Source organism: Olleya sp. 1-3 (assembly GCF_002836085.1).
GTDB classification, from domain to species: Bacteria; Bacteroidota; Bacteroidia; order Flavobacteriales; family Flavobacteriaceae; genus Olleya; species Olleya namhaensis.
On the sequence record NZ_PJBW01000013.1, the window covers coordinates 30,360 to 47,779 of the forward strand.

The window sequence follows — 17,420 nt, forward strand, 5'->3', positions numbered from 1 at the left end:
ACTTAAACCTTTTTGTTAATATTTAGTCAAATAACAAAGAAGACGTCATTTTTAGCGTTTTCTTTGTTATTTTTATATTCTAACTATTCTACATGAAGTATTCCCTTTTTATATTACTTTTTAGCTTAAGCATAACTTTTGGGTTTGCTCAAGACAACTCTGTTAAAGCAAAAGAAAACACAACCGCTAAAAAAGTTAGCGACTCTACTGCTGTAAAATCAGATTCTACCGTTAAAGGTATTATCATTGATGCTACCTCAAAGCAACCCCTAGAAAATGTAAACATTGTTAACTTAAATCAAGTTATAGGTACTGCAACTAATGCCAAAGGAGAATTTGAGTTACGTGCAAAAGCTAATGACACATTACACTTATCTTATTTAGGTTTTAAATCTATTAAAGTAAAAGTAACTAATGACTGGGTTGACAGAATTGATAAATCTACAATTACATTAACAGAACTAGCTTTAGCTTTAGAAGAAGTTGTAGTTACGGGGTTACAATTAACTGGTTATTTAGAAGTAGACATCAAACAAGTTAAAATAAACAACAATTATAGATATAGTATTTCAGGACTATCTAATGGTTATGAAGCTGGTAAAAAACAACCTAGCGCTGTTACCAAGGTTTTAGGATCGATATTTAACCCGTTAGACTTTTTATATAACACCTTTAGCAAAAAAGGAAAAGAGTTACGTAAATTGAAGCAAATGAAGGAAGATGATAACATCCGAAACACATTAGCTAATCGATTTGATAGAGAAGTACTAATAGCATTATTAGGCGTTAATAAAGTTGACTTAGACGAGATTGTTAGCCAATGTAACTACTCTTTAGAATTTGTAAGCACTGCCAATGATCTTCAAATATTAGATGCTATTAGCGAATGTTATGAAGAATACAAAGTATTAAACAGAGGTCGTAAAAAAAGAATATAACTTTTTACACATACTATAAAATTTAAAAATCTCAAATTATTATAATTTGAGATTTTTTTATGTCTTAAATTAACTACTAGCTTTTTAATATAGCATTGCGTTATAAGTCTTTCTCTACTCTATTTGTTTGCATTATAAAAACGAGCAGTAATCTCATCGTAACTTTTAATCGTTTTCTTGCACCAATCTAGTCTTTTCTCCAACAATTCAGTTTCAGTAAGTTGCCAATCAATGTCTGTTTTTTTCAATTTAGAAGTTGCATGTTGTAATACTATTGCTGCACTTACAGAGATATTTAAGCTTTCAGTAAAACCAACCATTGGTATTTTTAAAAAACTATCGGCTTGTCTTAAAACTTCTTCTGATAAACCATCGGTTTCTCGTCCAAAGAAAAAGCAAGACTTTTTAGTCACATCAAAATCATATAAATCACAATCGTCCGTGTGAGGTGTGGTTGCCACAATTTGATACCCTTTAGCTTTTAAATCTGTGATACACTCTTTAACCGAATGGTACCTGTTTAAATCGACCCATTTTTGTGCGCCCATTGCAATTTCTCTATCAATACTTTTACTATTAGTTTCTTCTACAATATTTAACTCTTGTAGTCCAAAAACATCACAACTACGCATCACAGCGCTGGTATTATGTAATTGATAGACATCCTCTGTAGCTACAGTAAAGTGTTTAGTACGCTGACTAAGGACTTTGTTAAAACGCTCCAATCGGTGGTCTGTTAAAAAGGTCTCTAAATGTTCTAATAATTGTAAATCTACCATATTTTAAAATTAAAAAACCTGATGGGATTACCATCAGGCTTTTGTAAAAATTTGTATTTATAATTAGTTTATACCAATATTACCCTGTGCAATTAAAGTGCCTAAATTAGTACTACTTAAATGTACGTTTACGTAGCCATTAACATTTAAAATGTCAGTATACCCAAACGGTGTACCATCGTCCAATTTAGCGATATTAGATTTACTAATACCCATTGTACCATCAACAGGTGTAAAGCTAAACATAATAGAACCAGGTGCTGTTGCGACACTACCAACATGTATATGTGCTGGATGCATACCGCCTGCTGGACTACCAGTTAATGTAATTACAGCTAGCGCCTCTCCGTTAACACGTTCTGAAAAACTTATAACTCCTGAAATATCAGTAACATCAACCCCATTTAAAGCATAATTTATATTATTAGTAGTTACAATATTTTGACCAATATCTGACTGCGCTAAAACTGATGTGCTGGTACCGCTTTGATTAATGACAACATTACCATCAAAATTTAATAATTCTTCATAAGTAATTGCTGTCCCGTTTTCTAAAGTAGAAAAAGTGGTTCTACTTTTTCCTGTATTACCATCAACAGGTTCCAGGTTTAATGCAACCATTGTAGTAGATTGCTCAAATTCTACAGCAGTATCAAAATATATTGTAGCTGGATAAGACTGACTAACAGCTATACCAACCAAATTAATTTCGATAGTAATTGTACTATTAGAGTTTTTAAAATATTCAATAGTACCAAAAACTCCAGAAGAACCTACAGTTGCAATATTAAAAATTTCGGATTCTAAAGACATTATTTGTTCTGAAGCATCATCGTCCGAACAATTAGTAAATAACGTAATAGAAAGAATAATAAAAAGGTAGTGAAAGGATTTCATGGATTAATTTTTTAAATGAATGACTTATTTTTTACTAAGCATTAAGATATTAAAGGGAATTAATCTTAAGTTTATAATCTAATATCAAAAGTAATAAAAATTTTAATGGCACTAAACAAACTAATCCTCTCTTTATCATTATATCTATTATTTTCAATTTTTGCTATTGCTCAAAACAATGCTAATTTTAATCCTAATGATACAATTACTTACAACGACACCAATTCTGAAAAAGTAGTTGCTTTAGGTAATTTAATAGAAAGCTCCGTACTTAATAACCAATCAGAACCTTTTGTTGGAAAACTGTATAAAAACGCATTACTAAAACGTATTCTGCAAGACAATACTACCCCAGATTTAAATAGTGATTACCTAAAATCTTTTGTCAAAGGAATTAAACAAGGCCTAGACCTATTTCCTCAAGAAATTATAACCGAAGTAGAAAATGGTGCGTATTACGATTTTGTAAACTACAGATATGATCAAAATTTACAAACCTATTATATCCTTTTTAGACTATACTCTGCCGAAGGTGGATTAAATTATCATGATTACAGAATCCATAAAAAGGATTCTGAGATGTTAATATCCGACATCTACTTATATCTTGCTGGAGAAAATATTACCACTACCATGTCAAGATTAATGACTTATGTAGCACCCAATAAAAAAATATTAGGACTAATAGAAACAACAAAAGACGAGGGTGTTACAGAACTATTTCAAGCAATACAATATAAAAAATCAGGAAATTTTGAGCTAGCCTACAAATTAATGGATGGTATAACCTCTAAGCTGTCTAAAGAAAAGTTTTTCTTAATATTTAAGTCTTTAATGGCAAGCAACGTTGATGACGAAAAATATCTTGCTACTTTAGAAGAATTAATAGAAACCTATAAAGACGATCCAACTATTGTGCTTAACAAAATTGATTACTATGTCTATAAAGAAGATTACTTTGAAGCTATACAAGTAATTAATCAACTACAAGAAGAAACAGAAGACGATTTTTTAAACTTTATAAAAGCAAATGTTGCGTTTTATGACGAAAATTATGACTTTGCGCTTAACAACTATAAATATATAATAGATAACTATCCTGATTTTTTTGAAGGTCAAGCTGGATATTTAAGCACTTTAGTAATGATGGAAAACTTTAAAGATGCTACAACCTATATAGAAACATTAATTAGCGAAGGCTATGATAGGGCAGATATAATTAATTATGTTGAAGAAGATGATGATAATGGCGAAAACATCTTAGAAGTATTAGTCCAGTCTGAGCCTTATAAAGCTTGGAAAATAAAAACATCAAATTAATTATGAAACATTTAGTAGTACTTACTGGAGCGGGTATGAGCGCAGAAAGTGGCATAAAAACGTTTAGAGGTGCTGATGGTTTGTGGGAAGGTCATGATGTTATGCAAGTCGCCTCTCCAGAAGGTTTTGAGGCTGATCCAGAATTAGTATTAGAGTTTTATAACCAGCGCAGACGACAGTTACTAGAAGTAGCGCCCAATAAAGCACATCTAGAATTAGCTAACTTAGAAAAGCATTTTAAAATAACCATAATTACGCAAAACATAGATGACTTGCACGAACGCGCAGGTAGTACAAACGTCATACATTTACATGGCGAATTATTAAAAGTAAGGAGTACAAAAAATGAAGCTCTAGTTTTTGATTGGAAAAAAGATCTTAATCTAGGGGATTTAGATAAAAACGGAAACCAATTGCGTCCGCATATTGTTTGGTTTGGAGAAGCCGTACCGTTAATTGATAAAGCTGTAGAGATTTGTGCTACAGCAGATAAATTATTAATTATAGGTACATCACTGCAAGTATATCCCGCAGCAAGCTTAATGCATTATGTACCGGAAAATACGCCTACCTTTTTTATTGATCCAACCCCATCTATTTCTAGCTCTAAAAAGGTAACTGTTATTGCTGAATCTGCAACAGAAGGTATCAACACCTTTATTTCTGTACTATAATTATGAAATATACATTTTTAATTGTTTCAATATTTATCACAACTTTTGTTTGTGGACAGAATGCTGTGATTTCATTTAAAGAAAATTTACTAGTAAAATCTAATATTAGCACGCAGTCCGAGTCGTTTTCCGTCCAAGATAATGGGCAATCTGTTATTGTAAATGCAAATAACACGTACAGATTACAAGTCGCTGCTAACTATAAGTTTTTAGGTTTAAAAGTAGGATTTTCTCCAAGCAGTCGTAATTCTAATTTCAAGTCTAAGTTTATCAATCCCCAGTTAAATATTTTTATAAAACAATGGATACAGAGTTTTGAATACAGAAAAGTCAAAGGATTTTATCAAGATAATCATGCAGATGTATTGGCACAATTCCCTAATTTAAAAACAACCAGTTGGATTGGTACTACATCTTATGTGTTGAATGATAATTTTTCTTTAAAACACTTGACGCACCTTACTGAATGGCAGAGAGAAACTGCAGGAAGCTTAGTCCCGACATTAAAGTATGGTTTTAATAGATTAAGTAATACTATAGAGAATCAAAAAATTGCAGAAAACAGCTTTGACATTGCAATAGCTCCGGCATACTATTATACTTGGGCATTTAAAGAACATTGGTTTATTTCCTCTTCTATCGCTCCTGCTTTAGGGGTTCGTTTTACAACAGAAAAAATAGACCAAATAGCAACAACCAAAAACACGTTTATTACTCGTGCTTTAGACTTTACATTACAATTTGGGTATACCTCAGAAACTATTAGCGCTGGCGCTAGTTTCAATTTTGACTCTAACGCTGTAAATAAAAAGCTTACACAAAGTGTTGTAACAGACAAAAGCTATGCTAGTCTGTACTTTGGTTACCGATTTATTGCTCCTAAATTTTTAAAACGAACGGCTAAATCTATTGAAGACAGATTTAATCTCTAAACACTTATTTCATTAAATTAATATCTGCAATACTCTTAATTCTATTGCGTTCTAAAAAGGCATCAATAGTTTCAAAATGTTCAATAACGCGTTGCTCTTTAAATTCAAACACCTTTTCAGATAAACCTTGTAAGAAGTCTCTATCGTGAGAGACTAATACCAATGTCCCATCAAATGTTTTTAATGCTTCTTTTAATACGTCCTTAGATTTAAGATCTAAGTGATTTGTGGGTTCATCCAAAATTAACAAGTTAACTGGTTCTAATAATAACTTAACCATAGCTAGCCTTGTTTTCTCTCCTCCAGATAAAACACCTACTTTTTTATCAATATCATCGCCTTTAAACATAAAGCGACCTAAAATATTTTTTACACCTGTTCTAGCATCTCCTTTTGCAACCTCGTCCACCGTTTGAAAAACAGTCAAATCGTTATCTAACAAAGCCGCTTGGTTTTGAGCAAAATACCCAACCTGAACATTATGACCTAAACTACATTCTCCTTCAAAGTCTATTTGACCTAAAATAGCTTTAATCATTGTAGACTTACCTTCTCCGTTTCTACCAACAAAACTAACTTTCTCCCCTCTTTTAATTGACATGTTAGCATCACTAAAGACCACAACATCATCATACTTTTTGGTTAAGTTTTGCACAGAAACAGGATAATCTCCAGATCTTGGTGCCGGAGGAAAACTTAATTTTAATGCAGAATTATCGACTTCATCAATCTCTATAATTTGCAGTTTTTCAAGCATACGCTCTCGCGAAGTCACTTGGTTAGTTTTAGAATATGTTCCTTTAAAACGTTCAATAAAAGCCATATTATCCGCAATATACTTTTGCTGTTCTTGATACGCTTTTATTTGATGTACACGTCTATCTTCTCTTAACTGTAAATAATGACTATAATTAGCTTTATAATCATAAATACGTCCCATAGTAACCTCTATAGTACGGTTTGTAATATTGTCAATAAAAGCTCTATCATGCGATATTACCATAACTGCATCCGCTTTATTAACTAAAAAATCTTCTAGCCAAATAACAGATTCTATATCAATATGGTTAGTGGGCTCATCTAATAGAATTAAATCAGGCTTTTGTAATAAAATTTTTGCCAATTCAATTCGCATACGCCATCCACCAGAAAACTCATTAGTAAATCTTGTAAAATCATCTTGCCTAAAGCCTAATCCTTTTAAAGCTTTTTCTACTTCTGCATCGTAATTAACATCTTCTAAAGCATAGTACTTTTCACCTAAATCAGACACTTGCTCAATAATAGACATATACTCATCACTCTCGTAATCCGTCCTAGTTTCTAACGCTTTATTAAGTACTTCCATCTGGTCTCGCATATCATAAACATGCTTAAACGCTTTGGCTGCCTCTTCAAAAACAGTACAATTATCTTCTGTCAATAAATGTTGTGGCAAATAAGCAATTACAGCTTCTTTTGGAGCTCTAACATGTCCTCGTGTTGGGTTTTGTCTACCTGCAACAATTTTCATCATGGTAGATTTACCTGCTCCGTTTTTTCCCATTAAAGCAATTTTATCCGTTGGATTAATCACAAAAGATACATCACTAAACAAAGCGGTACCGCTAAACTCTACTGCCAAATTATCTATAGAAATCATAGTCTGTTTTTTAATGCTGCGAAAGTAATAAAAAGACTAGTATTTAAGCCAATCTACATTTGACTTTGTTATAAAAATATGATTAAAAACACTCCTATTAAATAGACACAACAACAAATCATCTTACTTTTTAGGATAAAAACGAGAATAAATTGACGTAGAATCATCCAAACATTTCTTCTATCTTTGCAAACTATAAAGCAAAACCATGAGAATAGATATAATAACTGTTTTACCAGAATTATTAAAAAGCCCGTTTGAAGCATCAATATTAAAACGCGCTATAGAAGCTGACCTGGTAGAAGTACATTTTCATAATTTAAGAGACTACACTACAGGTAACTATAAATCTATTGACGACACTCAATTTGGTGGTGGAGCCGGTATGGTCATGAGTATTGAACCCATTGATAAATGCATCTCTAAACTAAAGGAAGAAAGAGATTATGACGAGGTTATATATATGACACCCGATGGAGAGACACTTAACCAAGGTATTGCGAATCATATTTCATTAAAAGAAAATATTATTATCCTTTGCGGACATTATAAAGGTGTGGATCAACGTGTTCGTGATTTACTTATTACTAAAGAAATTTCTATTGGTGACTATGTGTTATCCGGAGGAGAGCTTGGTGCTGCTGTACTTTGTGATGCTGTTATAAGATTAATACCGGGAGTATTAGGAAACGAAACATCTGCTTTAACGGATAGTTTTCAGGACAATTTATTAGCTCCTCCTATTTATACAAAACCAAGAAACTATAAAGGCTTAGAAGTTCCAGAAATATTATTAAGTGGTCATGCTGCTAACATTGATAAGTGGAGAGAAGACCAAGCTTACCAACGCACAAAAGAAAGACGCCCAGATTTATTGGATAAATAATCCAATTAAATCACTAATAAACAAGACATTAAACAACAACGTACTACAGTGAAATTAGGTTTAAAAAAGCTTCAAATTTTTTAACAATTATACTTTATACTTTTTAGTTTTTACTTATATTTGCACCCAATTTCGGATTAACCTCTGGCGAGATACGTGAATGTTGCTCTGAATCAATCATTAAAAATAAAATAAAGATGGAATCTTTAATAAAATTTGTACAAGACGAGTTTGTAACTAAAAAGGACTTCCCTGAATTTTCAGCTGGAGACACAATTACTGTGTACTACGAAATTAGAGAAGGAGAAAAAGTACGTACTCAGTTTTTTAGAGGAGTAGTAATTCAAAGAAGAGGAACTGGTTCTTCTGAAACATTTACTATCAGAAAAATGTCAGGAACAGTTGGTGTAGAGCGTATCTTCCCTGTTAACTTACCTGCATTACAGAAAGTTGAAGTTAACAAAAAAGGTAAAGTACGTCGTGCTAGAATCTTTTACTTTAGAGGTCTTACTGGTAAGAAAGCTAGAATTAAAGAAGTTAGAAGAAAATAACATCTTCAACCTTACACATAATAAAAAGCCTAACTTTTATAAGTTAGGCTTTTTTGCGTTATTAACTTTTGTTAATAACTACGGTTCATAACTAGTTAATAACTAAGTGGTTATATTTTGTAAAATCTTGAAGATAAAACGTAATTTAGTAAGACAATTAACAACAATAGTAAAATTGGTTTCAATCAAAAATTGAATTTGAGTTAGTTTAATTGTTTTTTGAGGTTTTAAAATAATATGTGTAGTCATGTCAATTAAAAACCATGATATTTTAAAAAGTGAATCATGCACGCAGGATTTAACTAGTAAGATTGAAAGTTTTAAGTAAACTACAGGAGTGAAAGCGAATGTATTTAAACAAAACGATGCAAAAGAAAAGTAGTTATTGTGTAAACAAGGACTATAAAGTAAGCATCAAGAAAAGCAATTACCTGGTACATTTAGTAACAAGTCAATACATTTTGAAAGTTACACCCAAATGTACTATTGATTTAATGTTAGTTTGTTCTGAAAAAATGTAAAACGTAAGTTTTGGATTGATTTAATGAAAATTAAATAAGACAACATAGTGTTATCTCAAAAAAGCCATAACAACAATAGTTAGATCTATTATGTTATGGCTTTTGTAATTTATATAAAATCAACCTGTTTTAAAATAAAACCATTTATATTGTATAACCATACAAACAAAAACTGATGCACTTACCCTTTATACCGAACAAAACGTTTAAAAATCAAGACTTCACCATCAATAGTCTACAAAAAGGGGAATATGACAATTGTAGTTTTCTAAACTGTAATTTTAACGCAAGCTACCTGTCTATAAGTACTTTTTTAGAATGTGAATTTATAGATTGTGATTTAAGCAATAGTAAAACATCAGATACCACCTTTAAAGATGTAACTTTTAAAAACTGTAAATTATTAGGAGTATTATTTAATGACTGTAATCAGTTGTTAATGTCTATTACCTTTAAGAATTGTCAACTTAATTTTGCCTCATTTTATCAAGTTAAATTAGTAAATACGCAGTTTGACAAATGTACATTTGATAAGACAGAATTAACAGAAGCAAACTTTTCAAAATCAAATTTTAACGCGTGTGACTTTAAGCATGCTGTCTTTTTTAATACTAATGTAGAGCATGCTAGCTTTTTAACATCCTACAACTACTCTATCAATCCCGAAAACAACAAAATAAAAGGTGCTAAATTTTCGAAAGCGGAAATTCATGGCTTGCTAGATAGCTACAAAATCCATATTTCTTAATATATTATTCTTTTTTTATTAATTCCGCAATAAACTAAGCTTCAATTTATTTTCCAACCAATTGGAGTGTTAAGTAAACGTTTTCGCTTTAAAATACCTCCTGTTTTTTGTATCTTAGCCAAGCTTAAAATTAAACTAATACACAATATATATTTATGTCAAATACACCAAAAATTATATATACTATAACAGATGAAGCTCCTGCTTTAGCGACGCGTTCATTTTTACCAATAGTACAAGCTTTTACAGCTTCTTCAGGAATAGGATTAGAAACTAAAGACATCTCACTTGCTTCAAGAATATTAGCAGTCTTTCCAGACTACTTAACAGAAGACCAACGTGTGTCTGATGATTTAGCTTTTTTAGGTGCTTTAGCCAAAACACCAGAAGCTAACATTATAAAACTTCCAAACATTAGTGCTTCTATTCCGCAGTTAAAATCTGCAATAAAAGAATTACAAGCAAAAGGTTTTGCTATACCAAGTTACCCAGAAGAAGTAACAAATGACAAAGAAAAAGACGCAAAACTACGTTACGACAAAATTAAAGGTAGTGCTGTAAATCCAGTATTACGTGAAGGTAATTCTGATAGACGTGCTCCAAAAGCAGTAAAAAATTACGCTAAGAAAAACCCACACTCAATGGGTGCTTGGTCTAAAGACTCTAAATCACATGTCTCTACAATGACAGAAGGTGATTTTGCAAACAACGAAAAGTCTGTGACATTAGCTGAGGCAACTAGTATTAAAATAGTACATACTGATACATCAGGAAATGAAACTATTTTAAAAGATAACTTAGGGGTATTAAAAGGAGAAATTATTGATGGTACTGTATTAAGTAAAAAAGCATTATTAACTTTTTTAGAAGCACAAATTAAAGATGCTAAAGAAAAAGGAGTGCTATTCTCTTTACATATGAAGGCAACAATGATGAAGGTCTCAGACCCTATCATCTTTGGTCACGCAGTACGTGTATTTTTCAAGGATTTATTTGCTAAATACAGCAAAACATTTGATAAAATTGGTGTTGACGTAAATAACGGATTCGGAAATTTATTAAGTAACTTAAGTGAGTTACCAGAAGCTGAACGTAACGCGATATTATCAGATATTGATGCTGCTTACAAAGCAAACCCTGCTTTAGCAATGGTAGATAGTAATAAAGGAATCACCAACTTACATGTACCAAGTGATGTAATTATTGATGCGTCAATGCCTGCAATGATAAGAAACTCTGGTCAGATGTGGAATGCGGATGGTAAAGCTCAAGATACTAAAGCCGTAATTCCTGATAGTAGTTATGCAGGAATATATACTGCAACAATCGATTTTTGCAGAGAAAATGGTGCTTTTGACCCAACAACAATGGGAACAGTTCCAAACGTAGGACTTATGGCTCAAAAAGCTGAAGAATACGGATCTCATGACAAAACTTTTGAAATTGCTGCAGACGGTAAAGTAGACGTTATTGATACTGACGGAAATGTATTAATTTCTCATAATGTTGAGGCTGGAGATATCTGGAGAATGTGTCAAGTTAAAGATGCACCAATCCAAGACTGGGTAAAATTAGCAGTTACTCGTGCTAGAGCATCTCAAACACCTGCTGTTTTCTGGTTAGACGAAAACAGAGCTCATGATGCAGAATTAATCAAAAAAGTAAATACATACTTAAAAGATCACGATACTGAAGGTTTAGAACTTCATATCTTATCTCCAATTAAAGCAACTGAGTTTACTTTAAAAAGAGTAAAAGCTGGAGAAGATACAATCTCTGTTTCTGGAAATGTATTACGTGATTACTTAACAGATTTATTCCCAATTTTAGAATTAGGTACATCTGCCAAAATGTTATCTATTGTGCCATTAATGAACGGTGGTGGTTTATTTGAAACTGGTGCTGGTGGATCTGCTCCAAAACATGTACAACAATTACTAGAAGAAAATCACTTACGTTGGGATAGTTTAGGAGAATTTTTAGCACTTGCTGTATCTTTAGAACATTTCAGTCAAGTAAATAATAATCCAAAAGCAAAAGTTTTAGGTGATGCATTAGATGATGCAACTGAAAAATTATTAGAAAACAAACAAGGACCATCAAGAAAAGTTGGTGAAATTGACAACAGAGGAAGTCACTTTTATTTAGCAATGTATTGGGCAGAAGCATTAGCAAACCAAGATAAGGATGCTGCTTTAAAAGCACAATTTGGACCAGTAGCTTTAGCTTTTAAAGCTGAAGAATCTACAATTATATCCGCTTTAAATGATATCCAAGGTGTTGCAGTAGATCTTGAAGGGTATTACTCAACAAACGAAGAATTAACAAATAAAGTAATGAGACCTATTCAGTTATTTAACAACTTACTTAAAAGTATCTAAGTCACTGATTATAGAATAAAAAAGCTCCCAATTGGGGGCTTTTTTTATTTCAAATTATTAATAAATAATATATTAATGTTCCACAACCATCGTTTAATAATAAATAACTTAGAAAATTAAGCCTAAATAGTTAACCCAAATAAATTTTATCTTAACGTTAAATACTAATTACTAAGGCACATTTTCATTATTTTTACTACTCAAAATTAAACAATGAAACACGTCACCAACTATATCTTAATACTATTCCTTCTTTGTAGTTCTGTACTCTGCGCACAAGAAAAATTCACTTTAAGTGGAAAAATAACAGAAGCTAGTAGTAATGAAACTTTAATTAGCGTTAACGTAATTATACCAGAATTAAATACTGGTGCTGTTACTAATGAATATGGCTTTTACTCCATCACACTTCCTAAAGGAACCTACAAAGTAATTGTGTCTTATATTGGATTTTCTGATGCTATCCAGACAATAACTTTAGATAGCGATATTTCTAAAAACTTTAGTTTAGAAGAATCTTTTGAAAATTTAGATGAAGTAATTATTACAGAAAACATAGAAAAACTAAACATTAAAAAACCTCAAATGAGTGTTAATGCGCTTAGTTCTGCAACTATAAAAGATATTCCTGTGGTATTTGGAGAAGCTGATGTAATTAAAGCCATCACACTATTACCAGGTGTTACTAACGCTGGAGAAGGATCTTCTGGGTTTAATGTCCGTGGTGGTGCTGTAGACCAAAACCTAATATTATTGGATGAAGCTACTGTTTTTAATTCGTCTCACTTATTTGGATTCTTTTCCGTCTTTAATCCTGACGCCATAAAAGATATAAAATTATATAAAGGTGGTATTCCCGCACGTTATGGAGGAAGAGTTTCCTCAGTTTTAGATATTTATCAGAAAGAAGGTAACAGTAAAGAGTTTCATATGAATGGTGGTATTGGTATCGTTGCATCTCGTATTTTAGCAGAAGGACCTATAAAAAAAGACAAAGGGTCTTTTCTATTTGGTGGACGTAGCAGTTATGCACATTTATTTCTGCCTCTATTTGACATAGATAATAAAGCCTACTTCTATGATTTAAACACAAAATTAAGCTACGATATAAACGATAATAACAGTATTTACCTTTCTGGTTATTTTGGTCGTGATGTCTTTAGTATTTCAGATAGCTTTGAAAACACATATGGTAATACGGTCCTTAATTTTAGATGGAATCATTTATTCTCTGATAAATTATTCTCCAATATGTCTGTTATTTATTCTGATTACTATTATGGTTTAAAACTAAATTTTGTAGAATTTGATTGGAATTCCGGAATTCAAAACTTTAATTTCAAATACGACTTTAAACATTACGTAGCCGATGGCTTCAAGTTACAATATGGTTTAAATAGTATTTACTATAAATTTAATCCAGGAGATATTAAACCATCTACGCCAACTTCAGGAATAAACCCATTTAAACTAACAGATAAATATGCATTTGAAAATGCTGTGTACATAGATGCGGAACATAAAATAACAGATAAATTAAATCTAAGTTACGGATTACGTATTAGTTCTTTTCTACGTTTAGGGCAAGACCAATTAAATACGTATCAAGATAATCAAGCTGTTGTTTTTAATAACGATTTTCAAATCTATCAAAAAGCGACTCCAACAGGATCAGAATCTTATAATAAAAGTGATGTTATAGAAAGTTTCGCAAATATAGAACCAAGAGCATCCTTAGCGTATCAGTTAAACGATGATGCCTCTATAAAAGCTAGTTATAATAGGATGACACAATATTTACATATATTGTCAAACACATCCTCTCCTACACCATTAGATGTTTGGACACCTAGCGGTAAATATGTAAAACCTCAATTATTGGACCAAGTTGCCTTAGGGTACTTTAGAAGTTTTAATGATGATAAATATAGTTTAGAAGTAGAGACTTATTACAAAAAAATTCAAAACCGAATTGATTATATAGACGGAGCAGACTTAATTGCTAACGATGCTATAGAGCAAGTAATACTTAATGGAGAAGCCAGAGCATACGGACTAGAAATATTATTAAGAAAAAACGAAGGGCGTTTTAAAGGTTGGTTAGCCTATACGCTTTCAAAATCCGAACAGAAAACTCCCGGTCGCACAACAAACGAAACTGGTATAAATAATGGTAATTGGTATAACACAGCTTATGACAAAACACATGACATATCCTTAACTGGTAGTTATGATTGGAATAAAAAATGGAAATTTAATGCCAACTTCCTATTTCAAACAGGGCAACCAACAACATATCCAAATGGACAATACACCTATAACGGAATAAATATACCTAGTTACAGTAATAGAAACACAGACAGATTACCAGCCTATCATCGTATGGATTTATCGGCTAATTACACACCAAAACCAGATAAAACTTCCGGATGGCAAAGCTATTGGGTCTTTAGTATATACAATCTATATAACAGACGCAACGCAGCATCAATAACTTTTGGAGAAAACAGAATGACAGGAAATAACGAAGCAACAAGACTTGCCATTTTCGGGTTAATCCCATCTGTATCTTACAATTTTAAATTTTAATTAAAAATGAAAAAAATCCTATATATATTAATAGTATTTACACTCTTTAATTGCGAAGATGTAATCGATTTAAAAGTCCCAACATCAGATCCTAAATTAGTGATAGAAGCATCATTAAATTGGTTTGATGGTACAGATGGAGCTCAACAACAAATAAAACTAACATTATCTGCACCATTTTTCGATGCACAAGTTCCACCAGCCAATAATGCAATCGTAACTGTGGAAGATAACAATGGTAATATGTTTCAATTTTTAGAAGATGCTGAAACCGGAATATATAGAACATCAACATTTATACCTCAAATTAATCAAGAATATACATTAACTATTATATATCAAAATCAAACGTACGTAGGTACAGAAGTACTCACAACAGTAACTCCTATAGATTATATCGAACAGAATAACGATGGCGGTTTTTCTGGAGAAGATATAGAACTTAAAGCCTATTATACTGATCCAGCTAATATAGACAATTACTACTTTTACGAGTTTATATCCGATATTCCCGAAATTCCAGTATTAGAAGTTTATGACGATCAATTTACAGACGGTAATCAGATATTCGCATTTTACTCAGAAGAAGACCTAGAGTCAGGAAACCAAGTAACCATAAATAATTACGGAATATCCCAACAATTTTATCAATTCATGGATATTTTATTACAACAAACCTCAGATAGTGGTGGCGGTCCGTTTCAAACCCAACCAGCAACTGTTAGAGGAAACTGCGTAAACATTACAAATCCAGATAATTTTCCACTAGGTTACTTTAGAGTGTCACAAGCTTTCCAATTTACCTATATTGTAGAATAACTATTGGGCGTTACCACAAGGGTCGCGCTTTCGGCAGTCGCTCTCTGCGAGGAGCTTCAACAAATGCCTCAATCTCTAACGCAAATCAGTACTAGCATTAAACTATGAAATTTACAAAAACAACAGAGCAAGATTCAAATTATAACAATTTAGAAAAAATGTCTATAACAGACTTGCTTAAAAATATAAATACAGAAGATAATACTGTTCCAAAAGCTGTACAAAAAGCAATACCACAAATAGAAACATTAGTAGAGCAAGTTGTAAATAAATTAGAACAAGGCGGAAGAATATTCTATCTAGGTGCAGGTACAAGCGGACGACTAGGAGTTGTAGATGCATCAGAATGTCCTCCAACCTTCGGAGTCTCTTATAACGTAGTAATAGGACTAATAGCCGGAGGAGATAAAGCTATTAGGGAAGCAGTTGAGTTTGCAGAAGATTCTACAACACAGGGTTGGAGTGATCTTACAAAACATAACGTATCAACAAAAGATGTAGTAATAGGTATAGCAGCGTCAGGTACTACTCCATACGTAATAGCAGCATTAAAACAATGTAATTCAGAAGGTATACTAACAGGTTGTATTACATCTAATAGTAATAGCCCATTAAGCAAAGTATCAAAGTTTCCTATAGAAGTTATAGTAGGACCAGAATTTGTAACCGGTAGCTCACGTATGAAAGCAGGTACAGCGCAAAAACTTGTCCTAAACATGATATCTACCACAACCATGATAAAATTAGGTAAGGTAAAAGGAAACAAAATGGTAGACATGCAACTAAGTAATGACAAACTAGTAGACCGAGGTACAAAAATGATAATGTCAGAATTAAACATAACTTATACAGAAGCAGAAAGTTTATTAAAAACACACAAAAGTGTTAGAAATGCAATAAATCATTATAACAATGGAAACTAAATCAACAGACAAAGATATTCTTGTAAAAGGAGTAAAACAAATGGGTATAGCAATGTTACTAATGTTTGTTGGTCCTACATTACTTTATCTCGTATTAAGTAATAAAGAAAGAGATTTCTATATTCCACTATTAATAATTGCAATACTAATATGTGTATTAGCTGTATTTATGGCTTTTAAAGGTATAAATACAATTTTAGATAGTCTTTTCAAAAGCAATAAGACTAAATAGAATTAAGCACAGCAAGACCACTAACTAACCAAAGTAATAACATAAATATATCTACTCCACAGAGTAGTAATTTATAATTTAAATACTACTTTTTAAAAATAATAAAGCCTCTAATAATATTAGAGGCTTTTATTTAAACTAATAATGATGATAATTTACTAATCTATCCTTTAAGTTAAATGTTCAAGTTTTAAAAGTTTACTAATGTTATTAAATAATATATACTCACCTCTAATAATATCTTATCGTTTAAAATAAATATTCCAGTTAGAATATTTATAATTTGAATATAATATTCCTAGCTAAGATCAACATTAAAGATTAAGATCTAGTTTAAACATTTCCTAATTTGAATATAATATTCCGACCTAGAGATTAATCCCTTTATTGAACCTTAGTTTATAAATTATAACTGTGCTATAGTCATTTATTCAATTTGCCTTTACCCTATTTACTTTAGACTATTTACTTTAGACTTTTAGCTTTTCACTTTTATCTTCTGATATCTGCTTTTGCCTTCTTCTTTTAGCTTCTGCCTTTTGCCTTATTCTTTTAGCATTTGGCTTTTGGCACTTACTTCGCCCTTTT

At 31.7% G+C, this 17,420-nt stretch carries 15 protein-coding genes; 12 read left to right on the forward strand and 3 right to left on the reverse strand.

Translation table 11 applies throughout. The features are described 5' to 3' along the window. The first annotated feature begins 92 nt into the window (after positions 1-92). Complete coding sequence (locus CXF54_RS12410; RefSeq protein WP_090842278.1) at positions 93-938, forward strand: carboxypeptidase-like regulatory domain-containing protein; 846 nt, start codon at positions 93-95, stop codon at positions 936-938. A 119-nt stretch (positions 939-1,057) separates the two neighbouring features. Here CXF54_RS12410 and CXF54_RS12415 read toward each other — a convergent pair whose 3' ends face one another. Beyond that, positions 1,058-1,717 carry a TrmH family RNA methyltransferase gene (locus CXF54_RS12415; protein WP_101203799.1) on the reverse strand — a complete coding sequence of 220 codons (660 nt, stop codon included), beginning with the start codon at positions 1,715-1,717 and terminating at the stop codon, positions 1,058-1,060. A gap of 63 nt (positions 1,718-1,780) precedes the next feature. Continuing rightward, complete coding sequence (locus CXF54_RS12420; RefSeq protein ID WP_101203800.1) at positions 1,781-2,614, reverse strand: hypothetical protein; 834 nt, start codon at positions 2,612-2,614, stop codon at positions 1,781-1,783. A 105-nt stretch (positions 2,615-2,719) separates the two neighbouring features. Between CXF54_RS12420 and CXF54_RS12425 the strand changes: the two genes are divergently transcribed. From CXF54_RS12425 to CXF54_RS12435, 3 genes are read left to right on the forward strand one after another with little or no spacing between them, the layout of a single operon-like run. Further along, a complete protein-coding gene (locus tag CXF54_RS12425; protein WP_101203801.1) occupies positions 2,720-3,934 on the forward strand; it encodes a tetratricopeptide repeat protein in 1,215 nt (404 codons plus the stop codon). 2 nt (positions 3,935-3,936) lie between these two features. Further along, positions 3,937-4,608, forward strand: a complete 672-nt coding sequence (locus CXF54_RS12430; RefSeq protein WP_101203810.1) for an SIR2 family NAD-dependent protein deacylase — start codon at positions 3,937-3,939, stop codon at positions 4,606-4,608. Positions 4,609-4,610: 2 nt separating this feature from the next. Beyond that, positions 4,611-5,540 (forward strand): DUF4421 family protein, encoded by a 930-nt coding sequence (locus CXF54_RS12435; protein ID WP_101203802.1) that lies wholly within the window; start codon positions 4,611-4,613, stop codon positions 5,538-5,540. Between the two features lie 4 nt (positions 5,541-5,544). Here the strand turns inward: CXF54_RS12435 and CXF54_RS12440 are convergent, their stop codons facing one another. Beyond that, positions 5,545-7,182: an ABC-F family ATP-binding cassette domain-containing protein gene (locus tag CXF54_RS12440; RefSeq protein ID WP_090842288.1), complete on the reverse strand. Its 1,638-nt coding sequence runs from the start codon at positions 7,180-7,182 to the stop codon at positions 5,545-5,547. 208 nt (positions 7,183-7,390) lie between these two features. Between CXF54_RS12440 and trmD the strand changes: the two genes are divergently transcribed. The 8 genes from trmD (at position 7,391) to CXF54_RS12480 (ending at position 16,832) form a co-directional block, all read left to right on the forward strand. Next, positions 7,391-8,068, forward strand: coding sequence for a tRNA (guanosine(37)-N1)-methyltransferase TrmD (trmD, locus tag CXF54_RS12445; RefSeq protein WP_101203803.1), 678 nt, complete (start codon positions 7,391-7,393; stop codon positions 8,066-8,068). A 197-nt stretch (positions 8,069-8,265) separates the two neighbouring features. Beyond that, a complete protein-coding gene (rplS, locus tag CXF54_RS12450) occupies positions 8,266-8,619 on the forward strand; it encodes a 50S ribosomal protein L19 (protein ID WP_090842292.1) in 354 nt (117 codons plus the stop codon). 696 nt (positions 8,620-9,315) lie between these two features. Next, positions 9,316-9,888 (forward strand): pentapeptide repeat-containing protein, encoded by a 573-nt coding sequence (locus CXF54_RS12455; protein ID WP_101203804.1) that lies wholly within the window; start codon positions 9,316-9,318, stop codon positions 9,886-9,888. A 155-nt stretch (positions 9,889-10,043) separates the two neighbouring features. Next, positions 10,044-12,269, forward strand: a complete 2,226-nt coding sequence (locus CXF54_RS12460; protein WP_101203805.1) for an NADP-dependent isocitrate dehydrogenase — start codon at positions 10,044-10,046, stop codon at positions 12,267-12,269. 213 nt (positions 12,270-12,482) lie between these two features. Beyond that, positions 12,483-14,858, forward strand: a complete 2,376-nt coding sequence (locus CXF54_RS12465) for a TonB-dependent receptor (protein ID WP_101203806.1) — start codon at positions 12,483-12,485, stop codon at positions 14,856-14,858. Positions 14,859-14,864: 6 nt separating this feature from the next. Beyond that, positions 14,865-15,677, forward strand: coding sequence for a DUF4249 domain-containing protein (locus CXF54_RS12470; protein WP_101203807.1), 813 nt, complete (start codon positions 14,865-14,867; stop codon positions 15,675-15,677). Positions 15,678-15,781: 104 nt separating this feature from the next. Then, the gene (gene murQ, locus CXF54_RS12475; protein ID WP_101203808.1) at positions 15,782-16,600 is read left to right on the forward strand and encodes an N-acetylmuramic acid 6-phosphate etherase; all 819 of its coding nucleotides are present in this window, start codon (positions 15,782-15,784) and stop codon (positions 16,598-16,600) included. Further along, positions 16,590-16,832: a DUF6095 family protein gene (locus tag CXF54_RS12480; protein WP_090842305.1), complete on the forward strand. Its 243-nt coding sequence runs from the start codon at positions 16,590-16,592 to the stop codon at positions 16,830-16,832. Before murQ ends, CXF54_RS12480 begins: the two co-directional genes overlap by 11 nt. Positions 16,833-17,420 lie beyond the last annotated feature (588 nt).